Origin of the sequence: Alteromonas sp. KUL49 (assembly GCF_006538345.1) — a bacterium.
Classification (GTDB): domain Bacteria; phylum Pseudomonadota; class Gammaproteobacteria; order Enterobacterales; family Alteromonadaceae; genus Alteromonas.
The window spans coordinates 1-25,486 of the sequence record NZ_BJKL01000004.1 but is presented as its reverse complement, the minus strand read 5'-3'; the positions used below and the strand labels follow the sequence as shown (position 1 = coordinate 25,486).

17 protein-coding genes are annotated in these 25,486 nt (G+C 44.5%); 12 read left to right on the top strand and 5 right to left on the bottom strand.

Annotation, left to right across the window (positions count from 1 at the left end; translation table 11 throughout):
• Window positions 1-291: 291 nt before the first annotated feature.
• From EYS00_RS08020 to EYS00_RS08010, 3 genes are all read left to right on the top strand, one after another.
• Window positions 292-3,942 (top strand): TonB-dependent receptor, encoded by a 3,651-nt coding sequence (locus tag EYS00_RS08020; RefSeq protein WP_130636046.1) that lies wholly within the window; start codon window positions 292-294, stop codon window positions 3,940-3,942.
• 59 nt (window positions 3,943-4,001) lie between these two features.
• Complete coding sequence (locus EYS00_RS08015) at window positions 4,002-6,149, top strand: hypothetical protein (protein ID WP_130636045.1); 2,148 nt, start codon at window positions 4,002-4,004, stop codon at window positions 6,147-6,149.
• A gap of 230 nt (window positions 6,150-6,379) precedes the next feature.
• Window positions 6,380-7,135 (top strand): DUF599 domain-containing protein, encoded by a 756-nt coding sequence (locus EYS00_RS08010; RefSeq protein ID WP_130636044.1) that lies wholly within the window; start codon window positions 6,380-6,382, stop codon window positions 7,133-7,135.
• Window positions 7,136-7,216: 81 nt separating this feature from the next.
• Here EYS00_RS08010 and EYS00_RS08005 read toward each other — a convergent pair whose 3' ends face one another.
• A complete protein-coding gene (locus EYS00_RS08005; protein ID WP_130636043.1) occupies window positions 7,217-8,401 on the bottom strand; it encodes a histidinol-phosphate transaminase in 1,185 nt (394 codons plus the stop codon).
• Window positions 8,402-8,662: 261 nt separating this feature from the next.
• Here EYS00_RS08005 and EYS00_RS08000 point away from each other — a divergent pair, with 261 nt between their 5' ends.
• Window positions 8,663-9,544 (top strand): ABC transporter substrate-binding protein, encoded by an 882-nt coding sequence (locus EYS00_RS08000; protein ID WP_130636042.1) that lies wholly within the window; start codon window positions 8,663-8,665, stop codon window positions 9,542-9,544.
• Window positions 9,545-9,618: 74 nt separating this feature from the next.
• Here EYS00_RS08000 and EYS00_RS07995 read toward each other — a convergent pair whose 3' ends face one another.
• Window positions 9,619-11,766, bottom strand: a complete 2,148-nt coding sequence (locus tag EYS00_RS07995; RefSeq protein ID WP_130636041.1) for a TonB-dependent hemoglobin/transferrin/lactoferrin family receptor — start codon at window positions 11,764-11,766, stop codon at window positions 9,619-9,621.
• Window positions 11,767-11,904: 138 nt separating this feature from the next.
• Complete coding sequence (locus EYS00_RS07990) at window positions 11,905-12,957, bottom strand: hemin-degrading factor (protein ID WP_130636040.1); 1,053 nt, start codon at window positions 12,955-12,957, stop codon at window positions 11,905-11,907.
• 100 nt (window positions 12,958-13,057) lie between these two features.
• Here EYS00_RS07990 and EYS00_RS07985 point away from each other — a divergent pair, with 100 nt between their 5' ends.
• The 3 genes from EYS00_RS07985 to EYS00_RS07975 are packed head-to-tail and all read left to right on the top strand — an operon-like array spanning window position 13,058 to window position 15,817.
• Window positions 13,058-13,966 (top strand): hemin ABC transporter substrate-binding protein, encoded by a 909-nt coding sequence (locus EYS00_RS07985; protein ID WP_242618704.1) that lies wholly within the window; start codon window positions 13,058-13,060, stop codon window positions 13,964-13,966.
• Window positions 13,967-15,019, top strand: a complete 1,053-nt coding sequence (locus EYS00_RS07980; protein ID WP_130636039.1) for an iron ABC transporter permease — start codon at window positions 13,967-13,969, stop codon at window positions 15,017-15,019.
• Window positions 15,020-15,022: 3 nt separating this feature from the next.
• Window positions 15,023-15,817 (top strand): heme ABC transporter ATP-binding protein, encoded by a 795-nt coding sequence (locus EYS00_RS07975; RefSeq protein ID WP_130636038.1) that lies wholly within the window; start codon window positions 15,023-15,025, stop codon window positions 15,815-15,817.
• A gap of 51 nt (window positions 15,818-15,868) precedes the next feature.
• Here the strand turns inward: EYS00_RS07975 and EYS00_RS07970 are convergent, their stop codons facing one another.
• Both EYS00_RS07970 and EYS00_RS07965 read right to left on the bottom strand, forming a co-directional pair.
• Window positions 15,869-16,114: a hypothetical protein gene (locus EYS00_RS07970; RefSeq protein WP_130636037.1), complete on the bottom strand. Its 246-nt coding sequence runs from the start codon at window positions 16,112-16,114 to the stop codon at window positions 15,869-15,871.
• A 13-nt stretch (window positions 16,115-16,127) separates the two neighbouring features.
• Window positions 16,128-18,413 (bottom strand): beta-agarase, encoded by a 2,286-nt coding sequence (locus EYS00_RS07965; protein ID WP_242618703.1) that lies wholly within the window; start codon window positions 18,411-18,413, stop codon window positions 16,128-16,130.
• A gap of 145 nt (window positions 18,414-18,558) precedes the next feature.
• On the opposite strand from EYS00_RS07965, the gene EYS00_RS07960 reads away from it, so the two are divergent.
• From EYS00_RS07960 to EYS00_RS07940, 5 genes are all read left to right on the top strand, one after another.
• Window positions 18,559-20,412, top strand: a complete 1,854-nt coding sequence (locus EYS00_RS07960) for a TonB-dependent siderophore receptor (protein WP_165399338.1) — start codon at window positions 18,559-18,561, stop codon at window positions 20,410-20,412.
• A 61-nt stretch (window positions 20,413-20,473) separates the two neighbouring features.
• Window positions 20,474-21,838, top strand: coding sequence for a c-type cytochrome (locus tag EYS00_RS07955; protein WP_130636035.1), 1,365 nt, complete (start codon window positions 20,474-20,476; stop codon window positions 21,836-21,838).
• A 16-nt stretch (window positions 21,839-21,854) separates the two neighbouring features.
• On the top strand, window positions 21,855-23,324 hold the full coding sequence (locus tag EYS00_RS07950) for a hypothetical protein (protein ID WP_130636034.1): 1,470 nt from the start codon (window positions 21,855-21,857) through the stop codon (window positions 23,322-23,324).
• Window positions 23,325-23,331: 7 nt separating this feature from the next.
• On the top strand, window positions 23,332-24,228 hold the full coding sequence (locus EYS00_RS07945; RefSeq protein ID WP_242618722.1) for a ThuA domain-containing protein: 897 nt from the start codon (window positions 23,332-23,334) through the stop codon (window positions 24,226-24,228).
• Window positions 24,221-25,486: sulfatase-like hydrolase/transferase (locus EYS00_RS07940; protein WP_130636032.1), on the top strand; the 1,266-nt coding region annotated here is incomplete at its 3' end. The genes EYS00_RS07945 and EYS00_RS07940, both read left to right, overlap by 8 nt.

Sequence of the window (25,486 nt, the reverse complement as noted above, 5' to 3'; positions counted from 1 at the left end):
AAAATTATCGAATGAATGAAAAGCGGCAATGAGTTTTCAAAAGGCTCTTTGATATTTAAGTTTTTGAATTGTATTGGTTTTATTATGTTTTTTCGGTTTTTTTGTAACATCATTTTTTCAGGTTATTGTTAACTTTTAAAGCAAGTTTAATTGAAAATTGTTAACAAAAGGTTGTTGACATGTCGATAATTCAGCGTCTAAAGTGTGCCTTAATTGGTCTGATGGTTAGTGTTATTTCACTAGCAATTTCAATTCACACAAAAAGCAATAACCTGTTTTGGGGCACATTTTATGGTAAACGCACGCAATAACTTTCGTCTCAGCGCAGTCTGTGCGGCAGTGGCAACCGTATTGAGCGTAAACACATACGCGCAAGAACAAGAAGCTAATGCCGAGTCGACTGATGAGCAACTCGAAGTCATTGAGGTTAAGGGGCTAAGAAGTAGTCTTAAAAAGTCTATTAATGACAAGCGCTTTTCTAGAAACATTGTTGATACAATCAACGCCGAAGATATTGGTCGGACTACCGACCAAAATATTGCTGACGCGTTAGGTCGTGTTACCGGTGTTACTGTGGTAAGCGCAGACGGCGAAGGTACGCAAATTACTGTGCGCGGTGCCGATGCTAACCAGAACTCTATAACGCTAAACGGCCAGACATTAACATCTACCGACTTTTCACAAGCGGTTGATTTGAGTTCGTTCTCAGCAGACATCCTTTCTAAACTTGAAGTAGTAAAAACGCCAAGTGCCGACCATGACGAAGGCTCACTCGGGGCATCTGTCAACCTGGTTACGGTTCGCCCGCTCGATCAAGCAGAGCCTGTTCGCTCTTTCAACGTGCAAGGCCGCTACAATGATTTCTCTGAGGAAGAGAATCACAAGTTACAATTCTCGATAAGTGAAAAGTTCTTCGACGAGACCTTAGGTGTAGCATTAACCATGTTTGATGAGACCAATGCCTATCGTCGCGACCAATACCGCTCTGAAAATTTCATGGAATCTCCGATCTACAACCAAGCGTTAGATCAAGATGGCAACGTTATTTCGGGTGTGCGTGCTATTGTTCCAACGACAACGTCTTACGAACTGCATCGCAACACGAGTGACAGACAAGGTTTAAGTTTAGGTATCCAATACCTTCCATCAGACACTACCGAAGTCATGTTCGATGTAAACTACAGTCGGCAAGATTTAGTGCGCACTATGGACGGGGTAGAAACTCGCAACGTTCCACAACAGAATTGGGTTGAGGGCGGTGTTTCTTTGTCTGGTTTCAGACCAGCAGACCCTGCCACCGACCCCCTTGATTGGTATCAAATCGACACTGAGACTTACACTATGACTCGTCGTTTGGACCGATATGGCGCGGGTAATATCAAACGTTCAGATGGTGGCACAGAAAACGAAAACTTAAGTGCGACATTGAACTTCCAAGCTGAGCTTACTGATTCATTACAAATGAGTGCGTTGGTGGGTTACTCCAACAGCGAATCAATGAATAAGCCTAATGCATTTACAGTTATGCAAAACTGGAAGCAAGTGCCGGCGTTTGCACTTTATGATGCCGGTGCAGACATTGAACCTGTTGGCTTCGACTGTACGTCGGGCAGATGCCGAATGGTTACAGGGGAAAGTTACGTAGACTTAGGTGACCAATTACTCGACTACGTTGATGAGAATGGTGTACCAGTAAATGGTGCTGAGGATAATATTGCGTTTACAGGCTACAACCCACGAGATATTAACTCATTTCACTTGGGTTACATCTCTGAAAATGACAGACGCATCGAAGATACAATAAGTAATGCCCAAATCGATTTTGATTACGATTTGGATAGGTTTAATGTGACCTCTCTTGAATTTGGTGCAAAAGTTACACAACGTAATAAGTTCGTTGATGACCAGTCTTATCGTTTCACTTCATTAGCAAAAACAGAGGTGGTTACCGACCGATTCGGCAACCCTGTTGCTATTCCGAACGGACCTTTGAGCGACATCCGTGGCGATCTCATCCAGGGCGAAGCTATTCCGTATGATAACTTTATGTCTACCCTGGGCTATGGTTCTGATTTTGCCACCAGTGGTTGGACACCAATTGACGTTTTTGCTGCTAAGGACCTTATTCTTGATGATGATCTGACGGTTCGTGATGTTGATAATACGGAAACTCGTGAAACGGACATTGATACTCAAGCGCTATATTTTAAAGCGAACTTTGAGTTTATGGACGGACAGCTAACCGGTGATATCGGTGTACGTTATGTAAAAACCGATGTTGAAGCTTCTGGCTTCTCAGGTATCCAGTTTTATGAAGATCCCAATGGTTCTGACTTAGAGCGTGAGTTTGACCGAGTAACCCTTCGTGACCTGCGTGACACGTCATTGCCAGAGTGCGCGCCGCTTAACTTGAGTGCCGATAACAATGGTTACAACTACAAGTTTCAACGTGTAGACGGTCGAGGTTGGGATACGAGTGCAGGTCCTGATCCATCGACGTGGGTACGAATCCCTGACCAAGGACCATGTCACGATCCATCATACGCCGCTTGGGCGAGCGCTTACGGAGAATTCTTGGCGGGTAATCTAGACCAAGAGCCAGCGCGTGTAGATGATTTTGGAATCACCTGGTACAACATGTGGCGTTATGCTGATGTTTCTACTAGCCGTTTGTATGGTTGGGATAGTGCTGTTTTGTGGGATGGTGTTAATTCAGATAGTCTAAACGCCGCATCCTATGATTTCGAAACACGCACAAACCGTTCCCTTGCATCAACTCGTGCAAGCAACTCACATTCATATACCAACTTATTGCCAAGTTTGAACTTAAACTACCTGTTCAGCGAAGAAATTGTTGCACGCTTCTCAGCGTCGCAAACTATGACACGTCCCGAAATTGATCTTCTTCGTCCAGGCTACAAAGTATTCGAGCAAGGTTATTGGGGTAGTGGTCTTCCTGCGAGTGGTCGTGTTGACATGTTTAATACCAAGCTTGATCCGCTAGAGTCGAATAACTTGGACCTGTCGTTGGAGTGGTACTTCAATGATACTGGGTTGTTGAGTGTTGCTGTTTTCAACAAAGATATGTCGAACTTCACCGACCGTGAAACCAACCAGACTTACCTTGTTGACCTTCGTGAAACTGCGCCAGAAAACCCTGACGATTTAATTATGTTGCCAGAAGATGATGGTACAGACGATTGGGGCCTATCTGGTTGTATGCCAATCCGTACCACTGCTGACTTTGGCTGGGCATCTGGTGACCCAACCATTATCAGCAATGACTTACGGGATCTGTGTGGCGAGTACGCTGTTACTAAGACAGTTAATGCAACGAACGCGCGTATCACGGGTATAGAAATTGGTTACCAGCAAAACTACGATTTCCTTCCTGGTTTGTTAGGTGGTTTAGGTGTTTCAGCTAACTATACCTATCAAGATAGTGAGTATGATTCAGAGCCATCGTCACTGAATCCAAATCTTATCTTGCCATCTTACCCTGTTGCAGATACTCCAGAACACAGCTACAACTTTACGGCGTTTTGGGAACAAAACGGGCACCAAATCCGCTTAAGCTTCCGTGGGTCGTCAGACTCATTAGTTGGACGAGATTACAACACCAACCAATACGGCCGTAGTTGGAATGAAGGTTCCATTTGGAACGAGGGACGAGACACCGTGGATCTGTCTGCTGCATGGCAGGTAACAGACAACGTATTGGTAACTTTCCAAGCCATTAACTTAACTGATGCTGCTTATCGCACTTACTTCACCAGTCGCACATTGGATGTAGTAAGGGTGGCTGCAGACAACGCTGCAGGCTATGACTTTGTCGCGTTAGAGGAAGGCAACCCACTTGATGGAGATGCGCCTAAATCTCGCACCTACACCAATTACAAAGTAGGTACAACGTACCGCCTTGGTATTCGCGTAGATTTCTAACAACACAAGAGTAGTGCGGGGCAACCCGCACGCATAGAACAGAATATTGGTAAAAAGTTATGAAAATGATTAATAGCAAAAAAGTATTACTGGCCGGTGCGGTAGCAACTGCTCTTACGGGATGTGGTGGCTCAGACGACTTCACACCAGAGCCTCAGGCAAATTTAAATGCACCTACCCATGGCGGTGATATTCAAGTAAGTTTCTTCGAGAAAGACGATTTCACCTTTGTTGACTTACTAGGTACACCGGAAGGACGTAGTGCTGGTGACGGTGTTGCAACAGATGCCGACGGAAACTATCTATCGGTTAAGAATGTAAGTTATAACATGAGTGGTCCTCGTGTAGACGATATCATGGACCTAGGCATTGAGCTCAACGGAAACCAGCTAGGTGTTCGTCCACTGGCTATCGCCCCGTTGCTCGATACTGACGAAACTCACACAGTGACGGTGAGTTATGAAATTTCAGATGGTCAAAATTCTATTCCCAGAATGGCCACAATTGTGGTGACTGGTGAGGATTTCGCACCTGAGGCTACAGGCGATATGGTGGGTAACTTCACTCGCGACGCAGGTACTGGCGCAGTGGACTTGTTGCTCAACGTTGTTGATGCGGACGGTGAACCACTTTCGGTGGGTAATCTGGTGCCATCTGACGACAATCCAATGGATTTACCTGTTACCTTTAACGGAACTACATTAGAGGTTAATGTAGCTGCGGTTGAAAATGACATTCCCGATGGTCAAAAGGTTGAATTTAACTATACCTATGATATTTCCGACCACAGATTTACTATTACTCGTAATCTTCAGATAAATATTCTTGGTGTTCAAGATGTACCTGGAGCGCCACTGGTACTGAATTACTTTAAGCAATCGGAAATGCTTGAGACAGATACCGTACTGGAGCTAGACCTTTCTGATGAGATTCAGGAGAGGGAAGGTGATCCAATTGTTATTTCTGAAGTCATGGTCGATGGTGAGGCATTACCTTATGGCTACAGTATCGATGGCAATATGTTAAGCATTGATCCCCATGCTTTCTTCAACGAAACGCCAAAAGACGGATTTATCAGTCACCAAGTAACTTACAGAGTCTCTGACGATCAAGGCAACATGTCGGACGGCACACCTGAACTTACGGTTATTATTAACGGCGAAGAGACCAACATTATTAGCGGCGCAATGACTAATCCAGACTTTGAAAATCCGGCGCTAGCGGGCGATATTGTCGCTGGTGGTAATTTGGGTGGTTTTTCTCGTTTTGGCTGGGCTACATGGTGGTGTGCTACGCCAACTATTGGCACTGAGTTCGCGAGAACAGGCACGTATGGTATGCGCTTTGAGGGTCGTTATTGTGACCTCGTTATCGATAACATCATCGATAGCTTACCGAATGATCAAAAATACGCTTTCTCTTACGGTTTAATGAATAAGCTAGAGAGTACAAACCCAGCCAGTAACCCTTATGTACCTATTTTTGCCACAGTTCCTGAAGGCTCTGAATTAGACAACCGTTTCTGGGTTGGGCCTCGTTACTTCGATTTATCGGTAGATAAGTGGATGGAGCACGTACAGATAGTCAGTACATTTGACGGTGGTTCATGGGATGGCTATGAGGGTTCAGCAATTCATTGGGATATTATGAAGTATGCGGACGCTGACGGGATCCATTACCTTGATGACTTTAGTGTAGTAGCGTTTGGTCACTACGATAAGGTCGCACACGACATGCTTGTTGATGATATTGGTGCGTTCGAAGCTGGCGAGACTATTACCTCTAGCGGTGGTGGTATTGCGGAGATTCGTGACGTAGAAGGTGAAAACAAACTGTTTGTTGACACTACAGGTGCCGCTGATGGCGTGACTATTACTCTACCTGTGCAAGCTGGTGCAATTAAACAAGGTGGACGCTTTGCACTGGTTGTAGAGGCACAGCTAGCAAACCACGATGCGCTGTACAGCGATGCGACAGACACTACGTTTTATGCAAGTCTTTCGAACGGTAGCGAGCTTATTACTGCCAGTCTGGAAGGAGCTACTGTTGGTGCAGGTATCACTGAGTCCGATATTATTATATCGGAAGACTTTGGTCGCTCAGCAGACGTGGATTGGTCTCAAGAAGCCATGGTAGTCAATATTTTACTCAACCATGCCGACGCACAATACTACATCGATAATGTGAGATTGATAGCACTTCCTTAGTTCCCTGCTTACGTTACCTAGGAAGGTTTTAAAGGGATAGGCCAATGGCTTATCCCTTTTTTTCGATTTGAGAACAGTGCGCCTCATTGTCTTAATATTGCAGATAAAAACTCGGCTAATAAATTTAGATAACTATCTGCAAAAATTAGTTATTTGTATTCTCTGTTCTTGCTAGCTTTTAACCATTAACATGAAGTTCCAAGTGTTATTCTTATCGTTGTGAGGCGCCCATGGACAAAGTGTATGCAGTTGTAGATTTACTCACGTGGCTAGATTATTTGGCCCTTGTTACTTTCGCTTTTTGCTGGGCAGGCTACAGATATTACTTAGAAAAAGGTGAGCGAGGTAGAAGGGGACTCATCGGTGTTACTCATGAATATCGATTGCAGTGGGCTATGGAGTCCGCCACGCGAGATATTCCAGTGAGTTGTGCGGCATTAACTACCAATTTGATGAATAGTGTGTCGTTTTACGCTAACACAACGATTTATATCATAGCGGGATTGCTCGCGTTGGTGGGAACTGCGGACCGTCTACTGTCATTCAGTACTGATATTCCGTTTATGACTGAGGAAGCTCACGGGCTAATCGAACTTAAGCTCATGTTACTCATTTTGGTATTTATAAGTGCGTACTTTAAATTTACCTGGTCACTTCGTCAGTTTAATTTTCTGTGTATTTTGATTGGCGGTACGCCACACGAGCGAAACATGCCTGATAAGGCGTTTTGGGAGCGAAGTGCAAAGCGCGTTGCTAAGATAAATTCTATTGCGGGTAATGAGTTTAACCGTGGGATCCGTGCCTATTATTTTGGCATTGCCGCGTTAGGGTGGTTCGTTCATCCTCTCGTATTTATAGCCGCTACGTTCTGGATAACCCTAGTGGTCTACCGTCGCGATTATCATTCTAAAGCGCTCAAAATTCTGCGTGACGAATACCCACCTGAATTACGTGAAATTCAGATGCCGCCTAATTTAAAACAGTAACTTAGAGTAAGTATGATTATTGCGAGTATTTTTGTTGGATGCCGAATACACATCCCTGTGAGTTCGGCTCTGGTGTTAATACTATGCGTAAACCGCTTTTAGCGCCTCAACACACGCATCAGTTTCCGACGGTGTTCCAACGCTGATTCGAGACCAAGTGTCATAGCCGGGCCAAGTTCGACCAACGACTTTCACACCCAATGTACGCATTTTCGCTGCAAATTCATCATGAGGCATGCCTGTGTCCATGTAGATGAAGTTACCCTGAGGGTTTTTAGCATAGGGGCGGCCCAATGCTTCAGCAACTGCAGTGAGTTTGGCTCGCTCTGTGGCAACCATACTACGCATATTGTTCAGATTTTCGAGGTCTTCCATACTAGCAATACCTGCAACTAATCCAAGGTAGTTAACACCGCCCATTCTTAGCATTCTACCCATTTGTTTTGCTTGTTCGGCAGGCATTATTGCGTAGCCAAGACGTTGTCCGGCCATGGCATGAATTTTTGAGAATGTACGGCAAATCACTACGTTGTAACCTTCAGCAACTAAGCTTGATTGAATATTTGAAGGATACGCATCAGTCATTTCTATATAAGCTTCGTCAATAAATACCTGCGCTTTTTGAGATACTCTTTTTGCAAACGCAGTCAGCTTCGCGGCGTCTAGCGTGCGACCCGTTGGGTTATTCGGGTTACAGATATAAACGGCTGTTGTGTCTTCAGTGACTGCGGCCTCTATGGCGTCCAAATCAAAATCCATATTGGCATCTAAAGGTACATAGGTAACGTCAGCGCCCATGAACTCAGCGCCTCGAGGAATACCTTCATACGTGGCCATAGACGTCACCAACTTGTTACCGCTTTTTGTGATCCAGTCAGCGTAGCCGAATAGTATTGGCGATGAGCCATTAGTAACAACGATTTGCTCTGGCGACACCCCTTCTTGTGCTGCAATTTTTTTCGCTAGTACATCAACTGTCGCGTCTGAGTAACGACATAAATTAAATAGCTCGCCTTGCATCGCTTCTACCGCTTTCGCCGAAGGGCCGAATGCGTTTTCGTTAGAAGACAAGCGAATGAGCCCGTCATTTAGATTGGGCGTAGCCGAAGGAAAATGATCGGTCTTCATCCCAGCAGCACTAAGTTCCTGGACACCTGCATCAACACACGCTGTTAGGGCAGCGGCACCCGCTCCGATACCGACAGTTTTAAGCCATTTTCGGCGTGATGAGTCTACAGGAGGTAAGTTTTGTATTTCACGTTTCATAGCTATCTCTGTCTTTTGGTTATTAATTGAACTGAATACCCAGACTAAATAGTAATCAGTAGTAATGCAATACCCCTATATAAATCAGATAGATAAAATGTGCTCTAGCAATTAGTGGTTGAGATGAATAAACAAAAATATGGGTTGAATTATAAGTTGTATGAATGATTAGCGCCTTAACTACTAGTTATTGGCAAGAAGAGCAATTACACGTTATGTTATGGCGTTGATGTAGTGGGCAGTCTGGAGTGAACCGGTAAAATGCAAAAGTACGTTTTAGTATGTGTGTTAGTAACAGTATTGTCCTTTGTACAAACCGCTACTGCCAAAGATATCGTTATCGTAAATAAACGCCACTCAGAACAGGACACTCGTTCTTTTTATCCCTACGAAATTCTGGAAACCGCGTTGACGTTATCTGAAGAAAAGTATGGTGACTATGAGATCAAAGTTGCGGAGGCATTGCTGCCAAATAACCGAACCATCGATATGCTTTCTGATGGAGATTATTTGAACGTAGTCATGGTGGTAACGACTAAAGAGTGGGAGGAAAAAACCATTCCCATTCGAATTCCTCTGCGCAAAGGCGTGTTAGCCTATCGTTTACTCGCTGTGAAACAGCAGAGCGCAGAGTTGTTTGCTTCTATCCACTCGGCTGAGCAGTTGAAAAAGCAAACTGTTGGGCTACATCGCAACTGGGCAACATGGGACATTATGACTCACTTGGATTTTCCGGTGGCCAGTGTTTATTCCTATGAAGCGCTTTTTGGTATGCTAGAAAAAGGCAGGTTTGACTATATACCTAGGGGCGTACATGAGATTTATGATGAGCTCTCAGTGCGAAAGACTGAGTATCCCAACCTGTCGGTAGCTCCTAAAATAGCGCTTTATATTCCTTCACCGTTTTACATGTTTGTGTCTCCAAAGTATCCCAGATTGGCAGAGCGTTTAACATGGGGTTTGGAAAAGATGGTTAAAAACGGAATGTTGGATGAAATTTTTGATAAGCATTATCGAGACAGTATTCTTGAATCTCGCTTACACGAGCGACATGTCATCAATATTGGAAATCCACTATTACCTGAACAAACACCTCTTGAACGGCCTGAGTTGTGGCTTGATTTGTCGCGATACCGTGATTGACTCTTTGTGGTATTCTTAGAGAATGCCCGAGGGTGTGAATGACTCCTCGGGCGTTCTAGATTTAATTTCCCTATTTAGAACTCGTATTTAGCGGTCAGAGTAAAGCTGCGTTTCGCCTCGGCGTAGGTGTCTAACCCGCCAGCTGGTGCCACATCACGGATAGTACTCCAGCGATACCATTTTTCGTCCGTTAGGTTGTATATACCTGCACGGAGTGTCAATCCATCCATTGGACGAACGTAGGCTGTCAGGTCAATAATCGACTCTGCATCAGGTATAAATTGAGCCGTCTCGTCAAAGTCATTGGTACTTGCAGCACTGTAGTGTTTAACTCGTAAGCTTAAACCCCAGAAATCGTCACTGCTATCGTAGTTAAAGCTAAACGCTGCCGTCCAAGGTGTAACACTTGCGAGTGCATTGCCATCGCCATCTTCACCCTGAGAATTCGAAATGGCTAAGGTTGCCCATGAGCCTTCAATTAGCTGGCCAGTTTCAAAGGTTGAGGTAACTTCAAAACCTTTGATAGTCGCTTCTGCGATGTTATCGCGATAGTAAATACCAAACGGATAGCTGGGATCTGAAAAATCAGAGGCAGTATCAATAAAGTCTTTGAAATCACTATAGAACAATGATGCCTCTACGCTAACGAAATCGTTATTGTGACGTACTCCAAACTCGTAAGAATCACTAAATTCTGACTTTAGCTCAGTGTTTGGTTGGTACTTGTATCCGCCTCTGTCATTCGCGAAAGAGTAGTAAAGCTGGTTAAAGTCTGGTGCGCGAAACCCTTGCGCGAACTGTGCGAATACACGGGTATCCTCTTCAATTTTGTATACCGCCCCTAATTTAACGGTAACTTCTGAATCATCAAATGATTCATAAACATTGGTTGAAGAGTAACCTGTAAAGGCGATATCGCCTGCGTTTGGATCCGTATCAAAAGGATCGAGTTCAAAACTGTCGTAGCGAATACTAGGAGAAAGCAGTAAATCGCCGTCTAGCAGGGATATCTGGTCAATAAAGAAGATACCCAGTGATTTCGCGTCCGCTGATGGAATGTAGTAAAACAGTTCCGTGTTGTCATCGTAATTACCATCAAAATCCGTGTCGTCATAGGTAATGTTCACGTTAGTGTATTCAGTGGATATGTAAGTCGCACCGTAGGCGATCTGGTGATTACCCAACGTTTTATTTAACTGAAGATCAATAGCGTAACCTTCTTCAGTGTAGCCATAGTCCTTTAGCTCGCCTATAGGCTCAGCTGTGGGGTTGTAGTAACTTGGTCCAGCCCAGCGATAGGTTTGTGCTGACTGGTCTTTTTCCTGCCAATCTACTTGTGCCAGTACTGTGTCTACAAATGCATTGTTAAACGTACCCTGATACTGCAAGCCATAGCGAAGTCGCTTGCTCGTATCATTGGTGTATTCGAATTGACCATCCGTTTCATCTTCAATGTCAGCAAAGCTGTCGGTTTCGTTGTAGTCTAACGAGAAGCGAATATAGTCCTCGTTGTTTAGGAAATAGGTGGTTTTAACCAGTACTGATTTGGGGTCGACACTTTCCTTAAAATTCATGAAGTAATCTTCTACCGCGCCAAAACTTGCTTGGCTATAACTTAGTACTGTGTCTAAGTTACCTTCGCGGTGGGCGAGGGCATAAGACTGCCTGAATCCGTCGGTACTGTCGTCATACAAGAACTTTACGTGACCACCAAAACCATCCTCATTTCCTAGAAAGTCACTGGCGTTTTTAGTCGTAAACATCACTAACCCACCAATGGCGTCACTACCTTGGCTCGCCGATGCAGGGCCTCGGGTAATTTCTACTGAGCGGATCATATCGATATCAAGGTCTATTCTCGAAGAGGCAATAAATGACTGTCCGCTCTCAAACTCGGCGGGAGCGTTAACGTTATCTACCTTAATCTTTACGTAGTTCCCTTCTAAACCGCGAATATTGATACTTCTAATGCCATAGCGAGAATCTGTCTCTACGTTTACACCAGGTGTGTAGTCGAGTAGGTCACCAATATCAGTTGCTTGAATTGTCTCGACCTCGGCAGCGTCTATTACGGTCACTGTGCCTGAAACGTCGTTGATAGACTGTTCCAATCTACTTCCTGTTACAGTGAGAGTCTCTTCGCTAGTGTATTCCTCGGCACCAGCAGATAGCGATAAAGAGAGTGCTATTGCAAGAGACAGAGTAGTTTTTTGATAACGCATGTTGTGTCCTAGTGTGTTTTCTAATTTTTCAGGATCGTAATGCAAATGATAATGATTATCAATAACTAATTTGGGGGAGAAGTACGAAATGTGTTTCAGCCCAACAAATTCAAGGTTTGCTGGGCTATGAGAGTAGGGCTACGCGGCTAGGGTATTGTCTGAAAGTAATGTATTGATAATGCGCTTCCACCCTTCAGTTTGTACTTTACCTTCGGTACGACTACCAAAAAACGTCAAGACGGTTTCGTTCTTGTCATTCAAAAACTCAACTGAGCTTACGGTCACATCGCCGTTGTCAGTGGGTTTATGCACTATGTAAGCTTTTTGAAGGCCTTTGGTGTTCACATGTAAATTGAAGTCTGGATCGAGAACATTAAACCAATCACCCATTGGTTTTAATAAGTTAACCCTGCCACTAAAGATTTGAACAATGCCTTTGTTGCCCACGAAGGCCATAATTTCCTCTTTTCCACTTTTAGCTTGTTGCAAAAGCGAATCAAGACAGTTTGGAGAAACCTCTTTTGACCACTTGTCACTGATGAGTTTCATGGCTTGGTGGCGACTGACGTTATGGGCTTTTAAAAGGGCGGGAAATTGGTGAACATCGGTCATCTTTTCCCACGCGGATTCTAGTTTTGCAACATCAACTTCGTTATCTGCAAGGGAAGTGTCAGTAACTTGAGGAGGCGTCGATAACACTAGCGGCGTACTTTGATTATCGTTTTTGTATTTGTTCACAATATCGTTGTATACATTGTCGCTCTCAGTGTTTTTGAGATAAATCTTTTGAATGGCATCACCATATTTATCGAAAAATTGAATACTTTTGAGGGCACCCACTTGAGTTGCGAAGGCGCTGTGCCAGTGATCAAAGAAAAATCGTAAATCAATACCACCTGGATTTATGGCTATTCCTTTTAATCTGTCGTTTTCGTTTTGAACATACACCTTTTCATAGTTGCCTGAAATTTCTGTCACCACCTCTGCATTGCGTGCGAGCGCCATGACTTTCCCAAGTTGTTTGAGTGACTTCAAAATACCACCAAAGTCATTGTTCAGCCTCACTGTGCCATTACCGACACACGATTGTAGTAGTTCTGCTTCACTAACATTTAGTTGCTTTGCCGCGTCAACCATCCTCATTTGTGGGTGATCAGATTTAATTTTTTGATACTCAGAATAGAGTGGCATTTGTGTGTCTCCTTTTAAAAAATACTAAAAAAACCCTTTGTTAATGCTAATGCGAATTGTTATCATTTTCTAGTAATTTAAAAAGATTGAGTGTTTGGATATGCTTTTTACAAGATTTGCTAGACAAAAATTGGCGCTTTTTAGCGTGTTGATGTGTTTCTCTTTCGTAGTGCACAGTGAGGAAGTCAAATCCCCTCGAGTGGTTGCGGCCGGTGGTTCTATTACCGAAATAATTTATGCACTAGGGCAACAGGATACTCTTGTCGGCGTTGATTCAACTAGCGTTTATCCTGCATCAGCTCAGGATAAACCTCAGATTGGCTATGTACGCCAACTATCCCCGGAAGGTGTGTTGTCACTCAGTCCGAGTTTATTGATAGGTGAGAGCGATGCGGGTCCAGAAAAAGTAATTCAACAGCTTACAGACACCGAACTGCAGATTGAGCTCATTTCTGAGCACGACAATTTTTCTGGCATCGAACAAAAAATACAGACTATCGCCGGATTGTTGGGCGCTGAAGATGCCGGAGACGCTCTAGTTGACGAAGTGAAAGCTGATAAGGCAGCACTCAGCTATATAGTTAATCAAGTAGAAGAAGCACCCAAAGTACTTTTTGTGTTGAGTTTGCGAGGCGGATCTCCCATTGTCAGTGGCGCTGGTACTTCTGCCCATGATGTCATTAACGCTGCGGGTGCAGTAAATGTTGCTAGTGAACTAGAAGGGTGGAAGCCACTATCAACAGAAGCTGCCGTGCCGCTTAACCCAGATGTTATTATTACCATGGGTAGAGCAGGTCAACACAATACCGATAAATTGGCAGAACTCCCTCATTTCAGATTTAGCAATGCGGTTAAAAATAATCGTGTTTTCGTGGTTAACGGAAGCTTTTTACTTGGCATGGGACCAACCACACCAAAAGCAGTGATTGACCTTGCCACTAAATTGCATCCTCAAGCTAGCTTGCCCCGCCATTACGCTCTCTTCTATCCACCACAAACGGGTGAATAAATGTTAGCACTCAACAACCAAGCGTTGGCTAGAGAAAAGTCACGTCAAATACTGTTTCCGTTGCTAGTGGTCTTGAGTGTGGTAGTGCTTTTTACGAGCGCCACCATCGGCGGTGTGAATATCGATTTTTCTGATTTGCTCTCTCTCTTAATTAGAAGTGAGACTGGTAACATGGAGAGTGTGATTCTATGGGAAATTAGAATTCCACGCCTTGTTTTAGCGTTTGTTGTGGGTGCAGGACTCAGTGTGAGTGGTGCTGCAATGCAGGCGATTTTTAGAAATCCACTTGCAGATCCTGGCCTCATTGGTGTGTCTAGCGGCGCCGTACTGGGTGCGATTCTTGTGATTGTGTTTGGTAACACCTTGTTGTCTGGATTTGTGGCGCAATTTGGTCTGTATGCGTTGCCGGTAGGCGCTTTTTTGGGGTGTGCATTGGTTTGTCTGTTTATCTACCGGTTGAGTAGTGGACAAGGAACCTTCAGCGTAATAAGTATTTTACTTGCTGGGATAGCGGTTAACGCCATAGTTGCGTCCATTACCGGTTTCTTAACTTACATAAGCAATGATCAAGAGCTTCGAGATATGACCTTTTGGAACATGGGGTCCTTGTCTGGAAATTCTTGGTCTTTGATGACTCCATCATTGATTTTCATTGTTGTTTCATCCATCGCTATGGTGCGCCTTGCCACACCGCTCAACCTCTATTTGCTGGGCGAAAACCAAGCCAAACACCTTGGTATTAGTGTGACAAAGCTCAAAAAGCAAGTGTTCTTGTTTACTGCATTAGCGGTTGGAGCAAGTGTAGCAATTTGTGGAATGATAGGTTTCGTGGGCTTTATTGTACCCCATTTACTAAGAATGGTTATCGGCCCAGATCATCGGTTTCTTATGCCCGGTTGTATCATTTTCGGAGGGCTGCTTCTTTCGGTGGCTGATCTGGTTGCACGCACTATTGTGTTGCCGTCCGAACTTCCCATTGGTTTAGTGACCAGTGCTATTGGTGGTCCTTTCTTTCTGGCCGTACTCCTTAAAAGTTATAAGTCGCTGAGGTAACCAATGATTGAACTAATAAATGCGAGTGTTCAGTTTGGTCGTTTTACGGCGTTGGACAACTGTAATATTCAAGTGAATCGCGGTGAGGTGGTAACGCTGCTGGGGCCGAACGGCGCGGGAAAATCCACTGCGTTAAAAGCATTGAGTGGAGACGTTGCTCTTTCTTCAGGTAATGCAAAAATGAATGGAACCGACGTGAGCAGTTACTCTGATAAAACACTTGCGTCACTTCGTGCTGTCATGACCCAAAGTTACGAACTAATGTTTGATTTTCTTGTGAAGGAAGTTGTCGAGATGGCAAGTTTCGTTCACGCCGAAGCATTCAGTAAAAAGCAGTTGGTTGATTTCAGTGAGCAAGCAATGAGAATGACCGACGTTTATGAGTTAAAAGACAAAAATTTTAATTCACTGTCAGGAGGTCAAAAGCAACGTGTTCAACTAGCCAGAGTGGTCAATCAAATACTACCAGTGCTACACGACAATCTCAGCGAGCGGCCTTATCTATTCATTGACGAGCCAACCTCCAGTCTCGATTTATATCACCAATACGAAGTAATGAGGATTGCAACAAAGTTGGCTGATAGGGGCGTTGGCGTGGTTGCCGTACTCCATGATTTAGCCTTAGCCGCCAGCTTTTCGGACCGTTTGTATTTATTGAATCAAGGAAGAGTTGTTGCATCCGGTAGTAGCGATGAGGTGCTTAAACAACAGCAGGTTTTTGAAACCTACGGCGTCAGAGCGCATCTCCAACAACAGGATGGATGTTATCCGTCGATTCAAATATCTAGTACGAGTTAAATAAAAACGCCCGACAGTCATATCGGGCGTTTTTGCTTACGCTTGTTGTTGTTATTCGCTTGCTAAAGTGAGTGTGTTGGTAAGTTGACTTACGTCGACAGCAATTTCTGCTTGTGTCGCCACGTGGCGCACGTCCACTGCTGACACTGATACGGTAAAGCTTGACGTTGTTGGTTGTGGTACTGGTGTGTCATCAATACTATCACCGCTATTACCACTACCACCTCCACAGCCAGCTATGGCAGTAATTAGGGCTATTGAACAAACAGAAATTAGGCGTTTAAAAATACGTCGCATGATTGTTTTTCCCTCAGAAGTCGTAAGTAATGTGGAAGATGTTTTCTCCCGCATTCAGCGTAATGGGCTGGTTAAGCATGAATTGAATCTCTCCGTTGTCCTGAGAGTAGTAGGCGCTTTGTACAAAGGTTACCAACGATTCGTCACCGTTTACGTCTTGATATAAACGAACGAAACTCAGATCCGATGTTTCGTCAATTTCTCCACTACTGACAACATTGAGGCTGTGCAACTCTGCACCGTTTGTATCGGCTTGTATGGAGAACTTCATTACGATCTGTTCACCATCTCCCGACGAAAAGGTGGAAGAGGACAGGCTCTGGTTTGACGCTGAAACCACTGGCGGCGCTAGCGTGTCCTCGCTAGCGCGTAGGTCACTACTGAATGAGAATACGGCGAGTGTGGCAGAACTCACGTGGCCACCATTGTCAGCAAAGGTCACCGAAATTTGGTTGTTTTGTTGAAGCAAGGCATAAGGGACTGGAATGTCTAGCGAACCAAAAAACTGATCGCGCTTATTTTGATCATCGCCGCTAAAGTCAGTAGCAATAGTCACTGGCGTACCATTAATACTCACTGTTGGTGTAAGTGACAAACCATGCTCTCTGCCCATACTTAAACGCAGGTAAGCTTCACCAAACTCCGATTTCTGCACTTCATTAATATTAAAAGTTAAGGCTTGGTTTGCCTGAATTTCCTTGAGGTAACTGTCAGCATAGTATTTGGTTTCGTTAGACTGTTCATTAATGGTTAAGTTACTGTCAAAATCAAAGGTAATAATTGCACTTGCTTCTGAGGCCAATTCAAACTGTGCTAATGATTCTGCTTGTGAAGTTGCTAACACCGGGGCATCACCTTGCAGGTGAAGATGTTTAACTGACACTGATTCTACTTCAGCATCCATCGCACCAAATAAGCTTAAATCTAACGTTTGAGGGTCTTTAACGAGATTACTTACGACAACGTAAACTTTGTCACCGTCAACATAGGCATCAACCAGTACATCTGGGTTTGTTGAGAGTGTATCTACCCGCGTGCCATTTACGTCTGACCACAGCTCGTAGAATTTCACAAATTCGGTGAATACCCATTCTTCTCCGGTTTCACCCTCAAGTTCGTTGGCTTGGCGCAGTAGCCTCCAATCGTAAATTTCGTCAGCCCAAGATGCTTTTACCAATGTAAATGGAATGGTTTTTAGCATAACGTCGGGGCGTTCCATAAACTGCATCATCATAGGAGTGAACGCTTTAACAAAGTGCCAATCTCTTAACGGCGACCACTCCGCCGCTTCAAGTTCATGATCTCGACCACCATATTCAGAAATGATGTAGGGTTTTATCTCACCCAAAGTGAGATAGCTGTATTGTTCCATCATGTCGAGTGTGGCACTGATTCGACTGCCCTTGAAATTAAACGGACCTTGATAGTCAAAAGTGTCTGATTGATACAGGGTTTCAAAGTCGTAAAGGTGAATAGAAAAGAAGTCCATGTGTTCGCCGCTGGTATCAATAAACAGCTTCATACGCTCATGCCAACGGTCAAAACCTCGTTCATCAAAGTAGGGAAAGGCAGTGGTGTAGCCACCTATCATCACATCGCTGTTTTGTGCTCTAACGGCCTGGGCAATATCATTGTGGAATTCGAAAACGGCAAGAGTCGTTTCAGTACCCGTATCGACCAGTTCGTAAAGAGGCTCATTCAAGACTTCTAAATAAGTAGGGCGCTTGGCACCTTGGGTAGGGCTTTGATTGTCGTCTCGGTAAAATTCGTTTAGGAATCTGCCCATGAACTCACCCATGGCTTCAGGCCCTTGAATATCCCAACTAGAGCCGCCACAGCAAGGGTGAGTAGAAGCACCGTGCCAGAATACGTGGGCTTGACCACCAATCATTACGTCATTTCTAGCATCTAAATCATGCTGCGCTGATTCGTTTTGACCGTAAACTGTGTTTCTTACATAAGCGCCCTGTGATTGCATCCACGCAGGGTCGGCATAGCCAGGTCGTGACGGATCTTCATCGGCTTGTTGCATGTACCAATTGATACCACCGTTATCACGGCCAAAGTAAACATCCAAATCCTCGAGTAGATATCGAAGTTTGTCTTCCTCACCATTCCAATCTTGATCCCGAATGTTTGAATGCATTGTTATGTATTTTTTTCTATCAAACTCGGATATGCCACCAACGGCATGTTCAACATTTACATTGACAGTAATCGCAGTTTCTGCGTTTGTCAGCGGCGATAGAGCCATTAATACAGCACTTAAAAGCACTGTTTTTACAGGCATTTTAGACATGTTCTTTTCCTTGTTTTTATTTGGAATAAGTTAATGCTTGGTTAATATTTTTGTTGGAAGTATACTGTCATTTGTTAACAATATATAGGGTGGGTAGATAAATTTTGTTAACAATAAATGGAATGTGTATTAAGGCTGAATGGTAATGAAGAAAAACAGTATTAAGTTTTCACTGTGTATATTGATAACAGCAGTCACTCAGGTTCATGGGCAAAGTGACGATGTTGAAGTGATAGATGTATATGGACAATTTAGTCCCGTTTCGACACATCAACTGGCGCAATCAACCTATATTCTGGAACAAACACAAATCAATCAGCTCACTGGTGATTCGGCATTAGATTTACTGGAATTTATACCAGGCGTAGCGGTTAAGCCGTCTGGCAATACGCAAGACATTTTTGTTCGCGGTGCTGAAACAAATTTTATTGTCATTCAAATTGATGGTGTACAAGTCAACAATCCTTTGGATACTCGGGGCGGCGGCTTTGACCTTGGCTCTATTCCAAAGTCTTCGGTGATCCGCGTTGAGTTGACTAAGGGCGGACGCTCGTCGGTGTATGGCTCAGATGCTATCGCGGGTGTACTGAATTTTATTACCCTCGACAGCACTCAAACCGGCACTCAGGTTAGTGCAGGTGTAGCACCTAAAGGTCGTGCGTGGGGACTATATAAAACGCAAACGGATTCACTGGGCGTTCGAGCTACGCTAATGCACACCGATAAGCAACCGGATGGCAGTCAGCGGGAAGTGGCAGAGTTAGCACTTAGAGGCGCATTCGAACATAAGAACGACGCTGAAACCTCACTAGCTGTTACCTTTAATGATTATCAATTCACCAGTTTTCCTGACCAGTCTGGCGGAGCACGTTTCGCCCCAGAATCACCCAGTGACAATAAAGAAGGGCAGTGGTTATCGGCCAGTATTCGACATAATTATGAGGTGAATACTCAATACTCAGGGTCGGTACAGGTCGAATACTATCGAGCTCAAGACACTAACATCACACCCGGCATTGCGCCTTACTTCAATGCACCGCCAACCAACAGTGACAATGATTACGATTTTATAAAAGCGCGTTGGCTACATAATCTCTCGTTTGACAGTGGGCATGTAACATTTGGAACCGACTACAAGTCAGAAGCAGGTTCTAATATCGGTGAAATGCTGTTGTTTGGACAAACTATCCCAACCAACTTTACCAATAAGCGCAATACCTTATCCGGTTTTTTAGACACCCAGTTCGTTGCCAAAGACGTTATGCTTTCTGCATCAACTCGATACGATGACACTCGCAACATCAACACACAAACCACCTGGAATGTCGGCGCAACTTGGACAGTTAATGCCCATTGGCGACTTTACGCTAGCGCGGGAACCGCATTTAAGTTGCCAAGTCTTTATGCGTTGGGCAACCCGATGATTGGCAACAGCAATTTAACGCCAGAGGAAGCGCGAAACATTGATCTTGGCGCAGATTGGCAGGGGAAGCTGGGGCAGTTCAGTATTTCAGTATTCCAATATCAATATAGCGACTTGATTGATTTCGATGGCGCGACGTTTTCCTTGGTGAATCGAGAGCGTGTGGAAAGTGAAGGGCTAGAAGTCACTGGGCTTTTCTTGTTAAACAGCAACACTTCAATACGCGGCAGCGTGACCTATGCGGATACCTTTGCTGAATCTGGCGTGACTCTGGTGGGACGACCAGATTGGCTTGCCACGCTGAGCATGACTCATCAATGGTCCAAAGGAGATCAGTCAGCACTCAATGTGAGGTACATGAGTGAAACACTGGCGACGAGTCTTCATACGGGGGATTTCTCGGTACTTACTTTGCCTTCGCATATTGTCATCGACATTACCCATCAAATGTCATTGTCAGCACATCAGCGCTTAGTGTTTGCCGTGGATAACTTGTTTGATAAAGCGTACCAAACCGCCGTGGGATTTCCCGCACCTGAGAGAGGAGTTGGCTTTGAATATCATTACGAATTCTAAAAGGCAAAGAGCATCGTCGATAACTCAGTTGCTCAGGCAATGCGCCGGGTATTTTGGGGGTATGTTGAGCGTTTTCTTGTTCTCATTTTCGGTAATGAGTGCTGAAGGACAAAACCCCGCACAATCGCCAATTAGCAGTGAATTGGATGAGCATATTCTATCGCTAATGACATCATCAGAAAGGATAGATGAAGGTAAACAACTGTTTCAGCAAATCTGTGCTTCATGTCATGGCAGTGATTTAAGTGGGGGAACAGGATTCAACTTAAAAGATGGCATTTGGGTACATGGTGGCCAACCCTCTCAAATCGCTCACAATATTGAGAATGGATTCATGATGGCCGGTATGCCGGGGTTTGGCGGTATATTTTCCCAAAGCCAAATTGCCTCAATAGTAGCTTACATATTGTCGAGAAAAGAGGGGTTTGAAGGGCTAACCTATAAGTTGTATCAGCTCGTTAGTCCGTCCGATAGAGTTGTAACTGCGAGTAAGTTGATCAAGTCAGGTGCGGCAACTGGGGTTCTCGCAGACTTCTCTATGCCAGAGATCCAGCACTACTTCATCGAGTTTGAGGGAGATTTTTATGCGCCGAATGATATGGATACACAAATATGGTTAGAGTGGGGCTTCCCTCACGAGTTTAACGTGTATATCGACGGTGAATTACAAACGAGAGGCGGCAAACCGTGGTACCCCACATGGAGGCTAAAGCGCGGTAAACAACACCTCAGGTTAACGTATCGCTCTGGCGATAATAAACCTAATCAGCGTAATTTAGTGCTATTGGGTACCAATCTGGATATGACATTAAAGCTATTTGCTCTGTCTACCCGCGGGCAAAACGTATTAGACGATAAACAGTTCAATGTCACTTCTATTGAATCACCAGTGATACTTCGAAAGCGGGTGCTAGATTTACCACCCTATACCCTTGTTGTTGGTTTTCCAGAGCAATTTAATGTGGGGTTTAATACACGCAGTTGCAGCGTCAATGCCCTTTGGAAAGGCGATCTCATGAACATTGGGCCCAATATTTCGGGGCGTGGTGAAGATCCGAGTATTCCATTAGGCGAAAGCATTTTCACTTACCCTAAACAATTGACATTTGTGGAAGGTACTCCAAATGACAAGCCCGAGAGCTGTACTTACCGAGGTTATAGGCTTATCGATAACTACCCCGTATTTAGTTTCTCTGTTGGTGAGCAGCACCTTGAACTCAGCATGAGACCTAACGACAGGTCTGAAATGACCTTCAACCTCACTAGTACCCAATCAAATTCACAAACATTTTTACAATTACCACAAACCGATAAATTGCGCTGGTTTGTCACCGATAGCTCAGGCCTAAATGAGGTCAGTACTGAGACCAAAACTAGCCTGTTAGCAGGCACGGCAATAAGCATAGTGGCCCGAATTGACCAGTAAACCCATGGAGTATTTTATGAAACTAAATTTCAATTTTGTTTTCGGGGTGTTTATTGGCCTCGGTGGAATAAATGCACAAGCGCAACAGGCACCTCAAGGTGTTTACAAGCCCGATGGGTATCACATCCATACAATAGAAACACCGCCTGATGTACGGTTTCACATTACAGGATTAGACAGCGACAAACAGGGAAGAGTATGGGTTGCTACGCGCCTTGGTGAGGTCTGGTTTTACGCTGATGACACTTGGCACAAATTTGCGGAAGGATTGCACGAGCCCACAGGGCTACTGGTTGACGATGACGGCTCTATACTTGTTGCGCAAAAGCCCGAGCTTACCCGCATTTTAGATGTAGATAATGATGGTTCTGCCGACAGTTACCTACCTGTGGCGAATCAATGGACGTTTAACGACAATTACCACGAATTTACCTTTGGCCCCACAAAAGACAATGAGGGTAACTATTACGGCACCCTTAATCTTAGCCACAATCACCCCGACGCATTCACGCTAGGTGCAATGGGAACCACCGGCGGTAACAGAGGTTTTGCATTTAAGGTAAATCAAAACGGCGATTATCAACCTTTCGCGTGGGGATTGCGATCGCCAGCGGGTATAGGCACAAGTCCTACTGGCGAGGTGTTTTTCTCCGATAATCAAGGTGATTGGGTACCTACCTCAAAACTTCACCTTCTGAAAGAAAATCGCTTTTATGGGCATCCGGTGTCATTGATAGAAATTGAGGGCTATACAGAAGAGCGTATTCGCGACCTTTCATTAGGTGAACTCAACGACATGAGCGAAAAGCCTGTTGTATGGATCCCCCAGGTGGAAGTAGCCAATTCACCAGGTAACCCTGAATGGGATGTGTCCAACGGTAAATTTGGACCATTTAACGGACAGATATTTATTGGTGACCAAACCCAATCAAATGTGTTTCGCGTGATTCTGGACAAGGTCAACGGCGAATATCAGGGCGCTGTAATCAACTTCATGAATAGTTTTCAAAGCGGGAATATACGCGCTGAGTTTGACATACACGGCCAGCTTTGGATAGGACAAACGGCGAGAGGCTGGGGAGCGGTGGGGCCTCAACCTTTCGGACTTCAAAAAGTAGTGTGGGACGGCACAACACCTTTCGAGTTACTAGATATCAAGCTAACTAAAACTGGTTTTAGGCTGAATTTTACATCGCCCTTGGATGCTGATTCTGTCTCATTAGCGAGTTTTTCTGCGCAGCAGTGGCACTACCATTATTCAGGTAACTACGGGTCGCCAAAAGAAGCCCTTGTTGATATCAATATTGAAGGCGTGAGGTTGCTCGACGATGGCACCTCAATTGATGTTAGCATGCCATTAGTCGCTGGCAAAGTGGTACAGATAGACTTCACTGGATTACGGGATTCCCAGGGCCGTCAGGTTAGCGTAGACAAGGTTTACTATACCTTGAACAACCTTATGCAAAATGACGTTGAGGCGCCCTAAATTGAGAGTGTTAACGATTTTGAGTGCTTGCTTGGTATTGGGTTTTGGAACAGTCAGCGGTACATCAGCGCGTATTAAAGTATTGATTGTAGATGGGCAAAACAATCACGCTAACTGGCCGAAAACCAGTTATCTAATGCATGAGTTTTTAGAAGTATCTGGAAGGTTTGAGGTTGATATCTATCGAACCCGTTATACGTGGAATGGTGGCGCCTTGGTTGAGCAATATCCTGCGGATAATTCAGCAGAATTCACTGCTGTAACTCAGCCAGAAACAGATCATGAGTTCTTTCCAGAGTTTTCAGAATATGACCTCGTGATTTCAAACTTTGGTTGGAAGTCCGCAGCTTGGCCAAACGCAACGCAGCAGGCGTTCGTTCGTTTTATAAAGAATGGCGGCGGCTTTGTGGTAGTTCATGCGGCTAACAACGCTTTTCCAGACTGGCGCGAATACAACGAAATCATTGGGCTTGGTGGTTGGGGAGGAAGAAACGAGTCTGATGGGCCTTACCTTTATTACGACAACAATCATAATCTCGTTACTGATACCTCACCCGGAAACGCTGGAGGACATGGCTTTAAACACGCATTTTCAATAAGAGTTCGTGAGCCAAAACACCCCATTATGCAGAGCTTCGCGCCAACATGGGTACACGCTAAAGACGAGTTGTACAACCGCCTTCGCGGACCCGCAAAGAACATCACCATACTCGCATCGGCATTTGATAGTCCTGAACACAATGGCTTTGGTAGACATGAGCCAGTTGCCTTCACAATCAACTACGGACAGGGAAGAGTGTTTCATACCACCCTAGGTCACGGAGATAACGTTTACCAAGACGACAATTTTCAAAAGCTCATGATTAATGGAGCTATTTGGGCAGCAGGAGGAAACAATGAATAAAATCAAAAACTTTTTGAGGCTTTGTATCTGCCTTCTAATTTGTGTAAATGGTTTATGTCATACAGCATTTGCCAGCCAAAACACCCAACCGCCTAATATTCTTTTTATACTGAGCGATGACGCTGGTTATGGCGATTTTGGATTTCAAGGAAGTCAAACTTTTAAAACCCCACGTTTAGATGCATTGGCCGCGCAAAGTGTATTCTTTGAGCAAGCTTACACAACAGCCGCAGTATGTGGGCCTTCACGCGCTGGGTTGTACACGGGAAGGTATCAACAGCGTTTCGGTTTTGAAGAAAACAATGTACCCGGCTACATGAGTACCTCTGGTTTAATGGGAGAGGATATGGGCTTGCCACTCGATGAAGTCACAGTGGCTGACTACCTCAAAGCGCTTGGCTATCACACTGCCTTGTTTGGTAAATGGCACCAAGGTGATGCGGATAAATACCATCCCACATTTCGTGGGTTCGATACCTTTTTCGGTTTCAGAGGAGGTTCAAGAAGCTATTACGAAATTAATGAAGCGCACGCGCGCACTCATCCTCAAAATAGACTAGAGCGAGGTTTTGGTAACTTTGAAACAGCGCATAAGAACCTCACAGATCTGCTTGCTGACGAAGCCATCAGTTATATTCAGCAGACTCGAAGTGCGCCGTTTTTCGCAGTGTTGTCGCTCACGGCTGTACACACGCCTATGGAGGCAGATGAGGCTGATATTCAGGCATTTCCAGAATTAACAGGAAGGCGGCAGCAACTCGCGGCAATGACACTTTCTATGGATAGAGCAATAGGTAGAGTGTTAGATGCCCTTGATAAAAGTGGGTTAAGTGAAAACACATTGGTCGTATTTACCAATGATAACGGTGGGCCTAGCGACACCAATAGTTCCAACAATTATCCATTAAGTGGTACCAAAGCCAATCATCTAGAAGGCGGTATTCGAGTGCCCATGCTTATGCGTTGGCCAACTAAGTTTGCTGCTAACTCTACATATTCTCACCCAGTGAGTTTCCTAGATTTCTTACCTACTTTTGTTGCGGCTGCGGGTGGAGAGTTACCTAAAGACAATAACCTTGATGGTGTTGATCTACTGCCTTTTCTCAACAGCACTTCTGATAGCAAACCCCATAAAATACTCTACTGGAAAAAAGAAAACAGAGCCGCAATAAGGGTTGATGAATGGAAGTTACTACGTTACCCCGACCGTCCTGCAGAGCTTTATAATATTGCGATAGATCCCTCTGAAAACAACAAT

Excerpts from the sequence above, each read along its gene's own strand:
- EYS00_RS07960 (WP_165399338.1), top strand. The coding sequence starts at position 18,559 with ATGAAGAAAAACAGTATTAAGTTTTCACTGTGTATATTGATAACAGCA.
- EYS00_RS07985 (WP_242618704.1), top strand. The coding sequence starts at position 13,058 with ATGCTTTTTACAAGATTTGCTAGACAAAAATTGGCGCTTTTTAGCGTG.
- EYS00_RS08000 (WP_130636042.1), top strand. The coding sequence starts at position 8,663 with ATGCAAAAGTACGTTTTAGTATGTGTGTTAGTAACAGTATTGTCCTTT.
- EYS00_RS07970 (WP_130636037.1), bottom strand. The coding sequence starts at position 16,114 with ATGCGACGTATTTTTAAACGCCTAATTTCTGTTTGTTCAATAGCCCTA.
- EYS00_RS07950 (WP_130636034.1), top strand. The coding sequence starts at position 21,855 with ATGAAACTAAATTTCAATTTTGTTTTCGGGGTGTTTATTGGCCTCGGT.
- EYS00_RS07955 (WP_130636035.1), top strand. The coding sequence starts at position 20,474 with ATGTTGAGCGTTTTCTTGTTCTCATTTTCGGTAATGAGTGCTGAAGGA.
- EYS00_RS07965 (WP_242618703.1), bottom strand. The coding sequence starts at position 18,413 with ATGTCTAAAATGCCTGTAAAAACAGTGCTTTTAAGTGCTGTATTAATG.
- EYS00_RS07980 (WP_130636039.1), top strand. The coding sequence starts at position 13,967 with ATGTTAGCACTCAACAACCAAGCGTTGGCTAGAGAAAAGTCACGTCAA.
- EYS00_RS08010 (WP_130636044.1), top strand. The coding sequence starts at position 6,380 with ATGGACAAAGTGTATGCAGTTGTAGATTTACTCACGTGGCTAGATTAT.
- EYS00_RS08005 (WP_130636043.1), bottom strand. The coding sequence starts at position 8,401 with ATGAAACGTGAAATACAAAACTTACCTCCTGTAGACTCATCACGCCGA.
- EYS00_RS08015 (WP_130636045.1), top strand. The coding sequence starts at position 4,002 with ATGAAAATGATTAATAGCAAAAAAGTATTACTGGCCGGTGCGGTAGCA.
- EYS00_RS07975 (WP_130636038.1), top strand. The coding sequence starts at position 15,023 with ATGATTGAACTAATAAATGCGAGTGTTCAGTTTGGTCGTTTTACGGCG.
- EYS00_RS08020 (WP_130636046.1), top strand. The coding sequence starts at position 292 with ATGGTAAACGCACGCAATAACTTTCGTCTCAGCGCAGTCTGTGCGGCA.
- EYS00_RS07990 (WP_130636040.1), bottom strand. The coding sequence starts at position 12,957 with ATGCCACTCTATTCTGAGTATCAAAAAATTAAATCTGATCACCCACAA.
- EYS00_RS07995 (WP_130636041.1), bottom strand. The coding sequence starts at position 11,766 with ATGCGTTATCAAAAAACTACTCTGTCTCTTGCAATAGCACTCTCTTTA.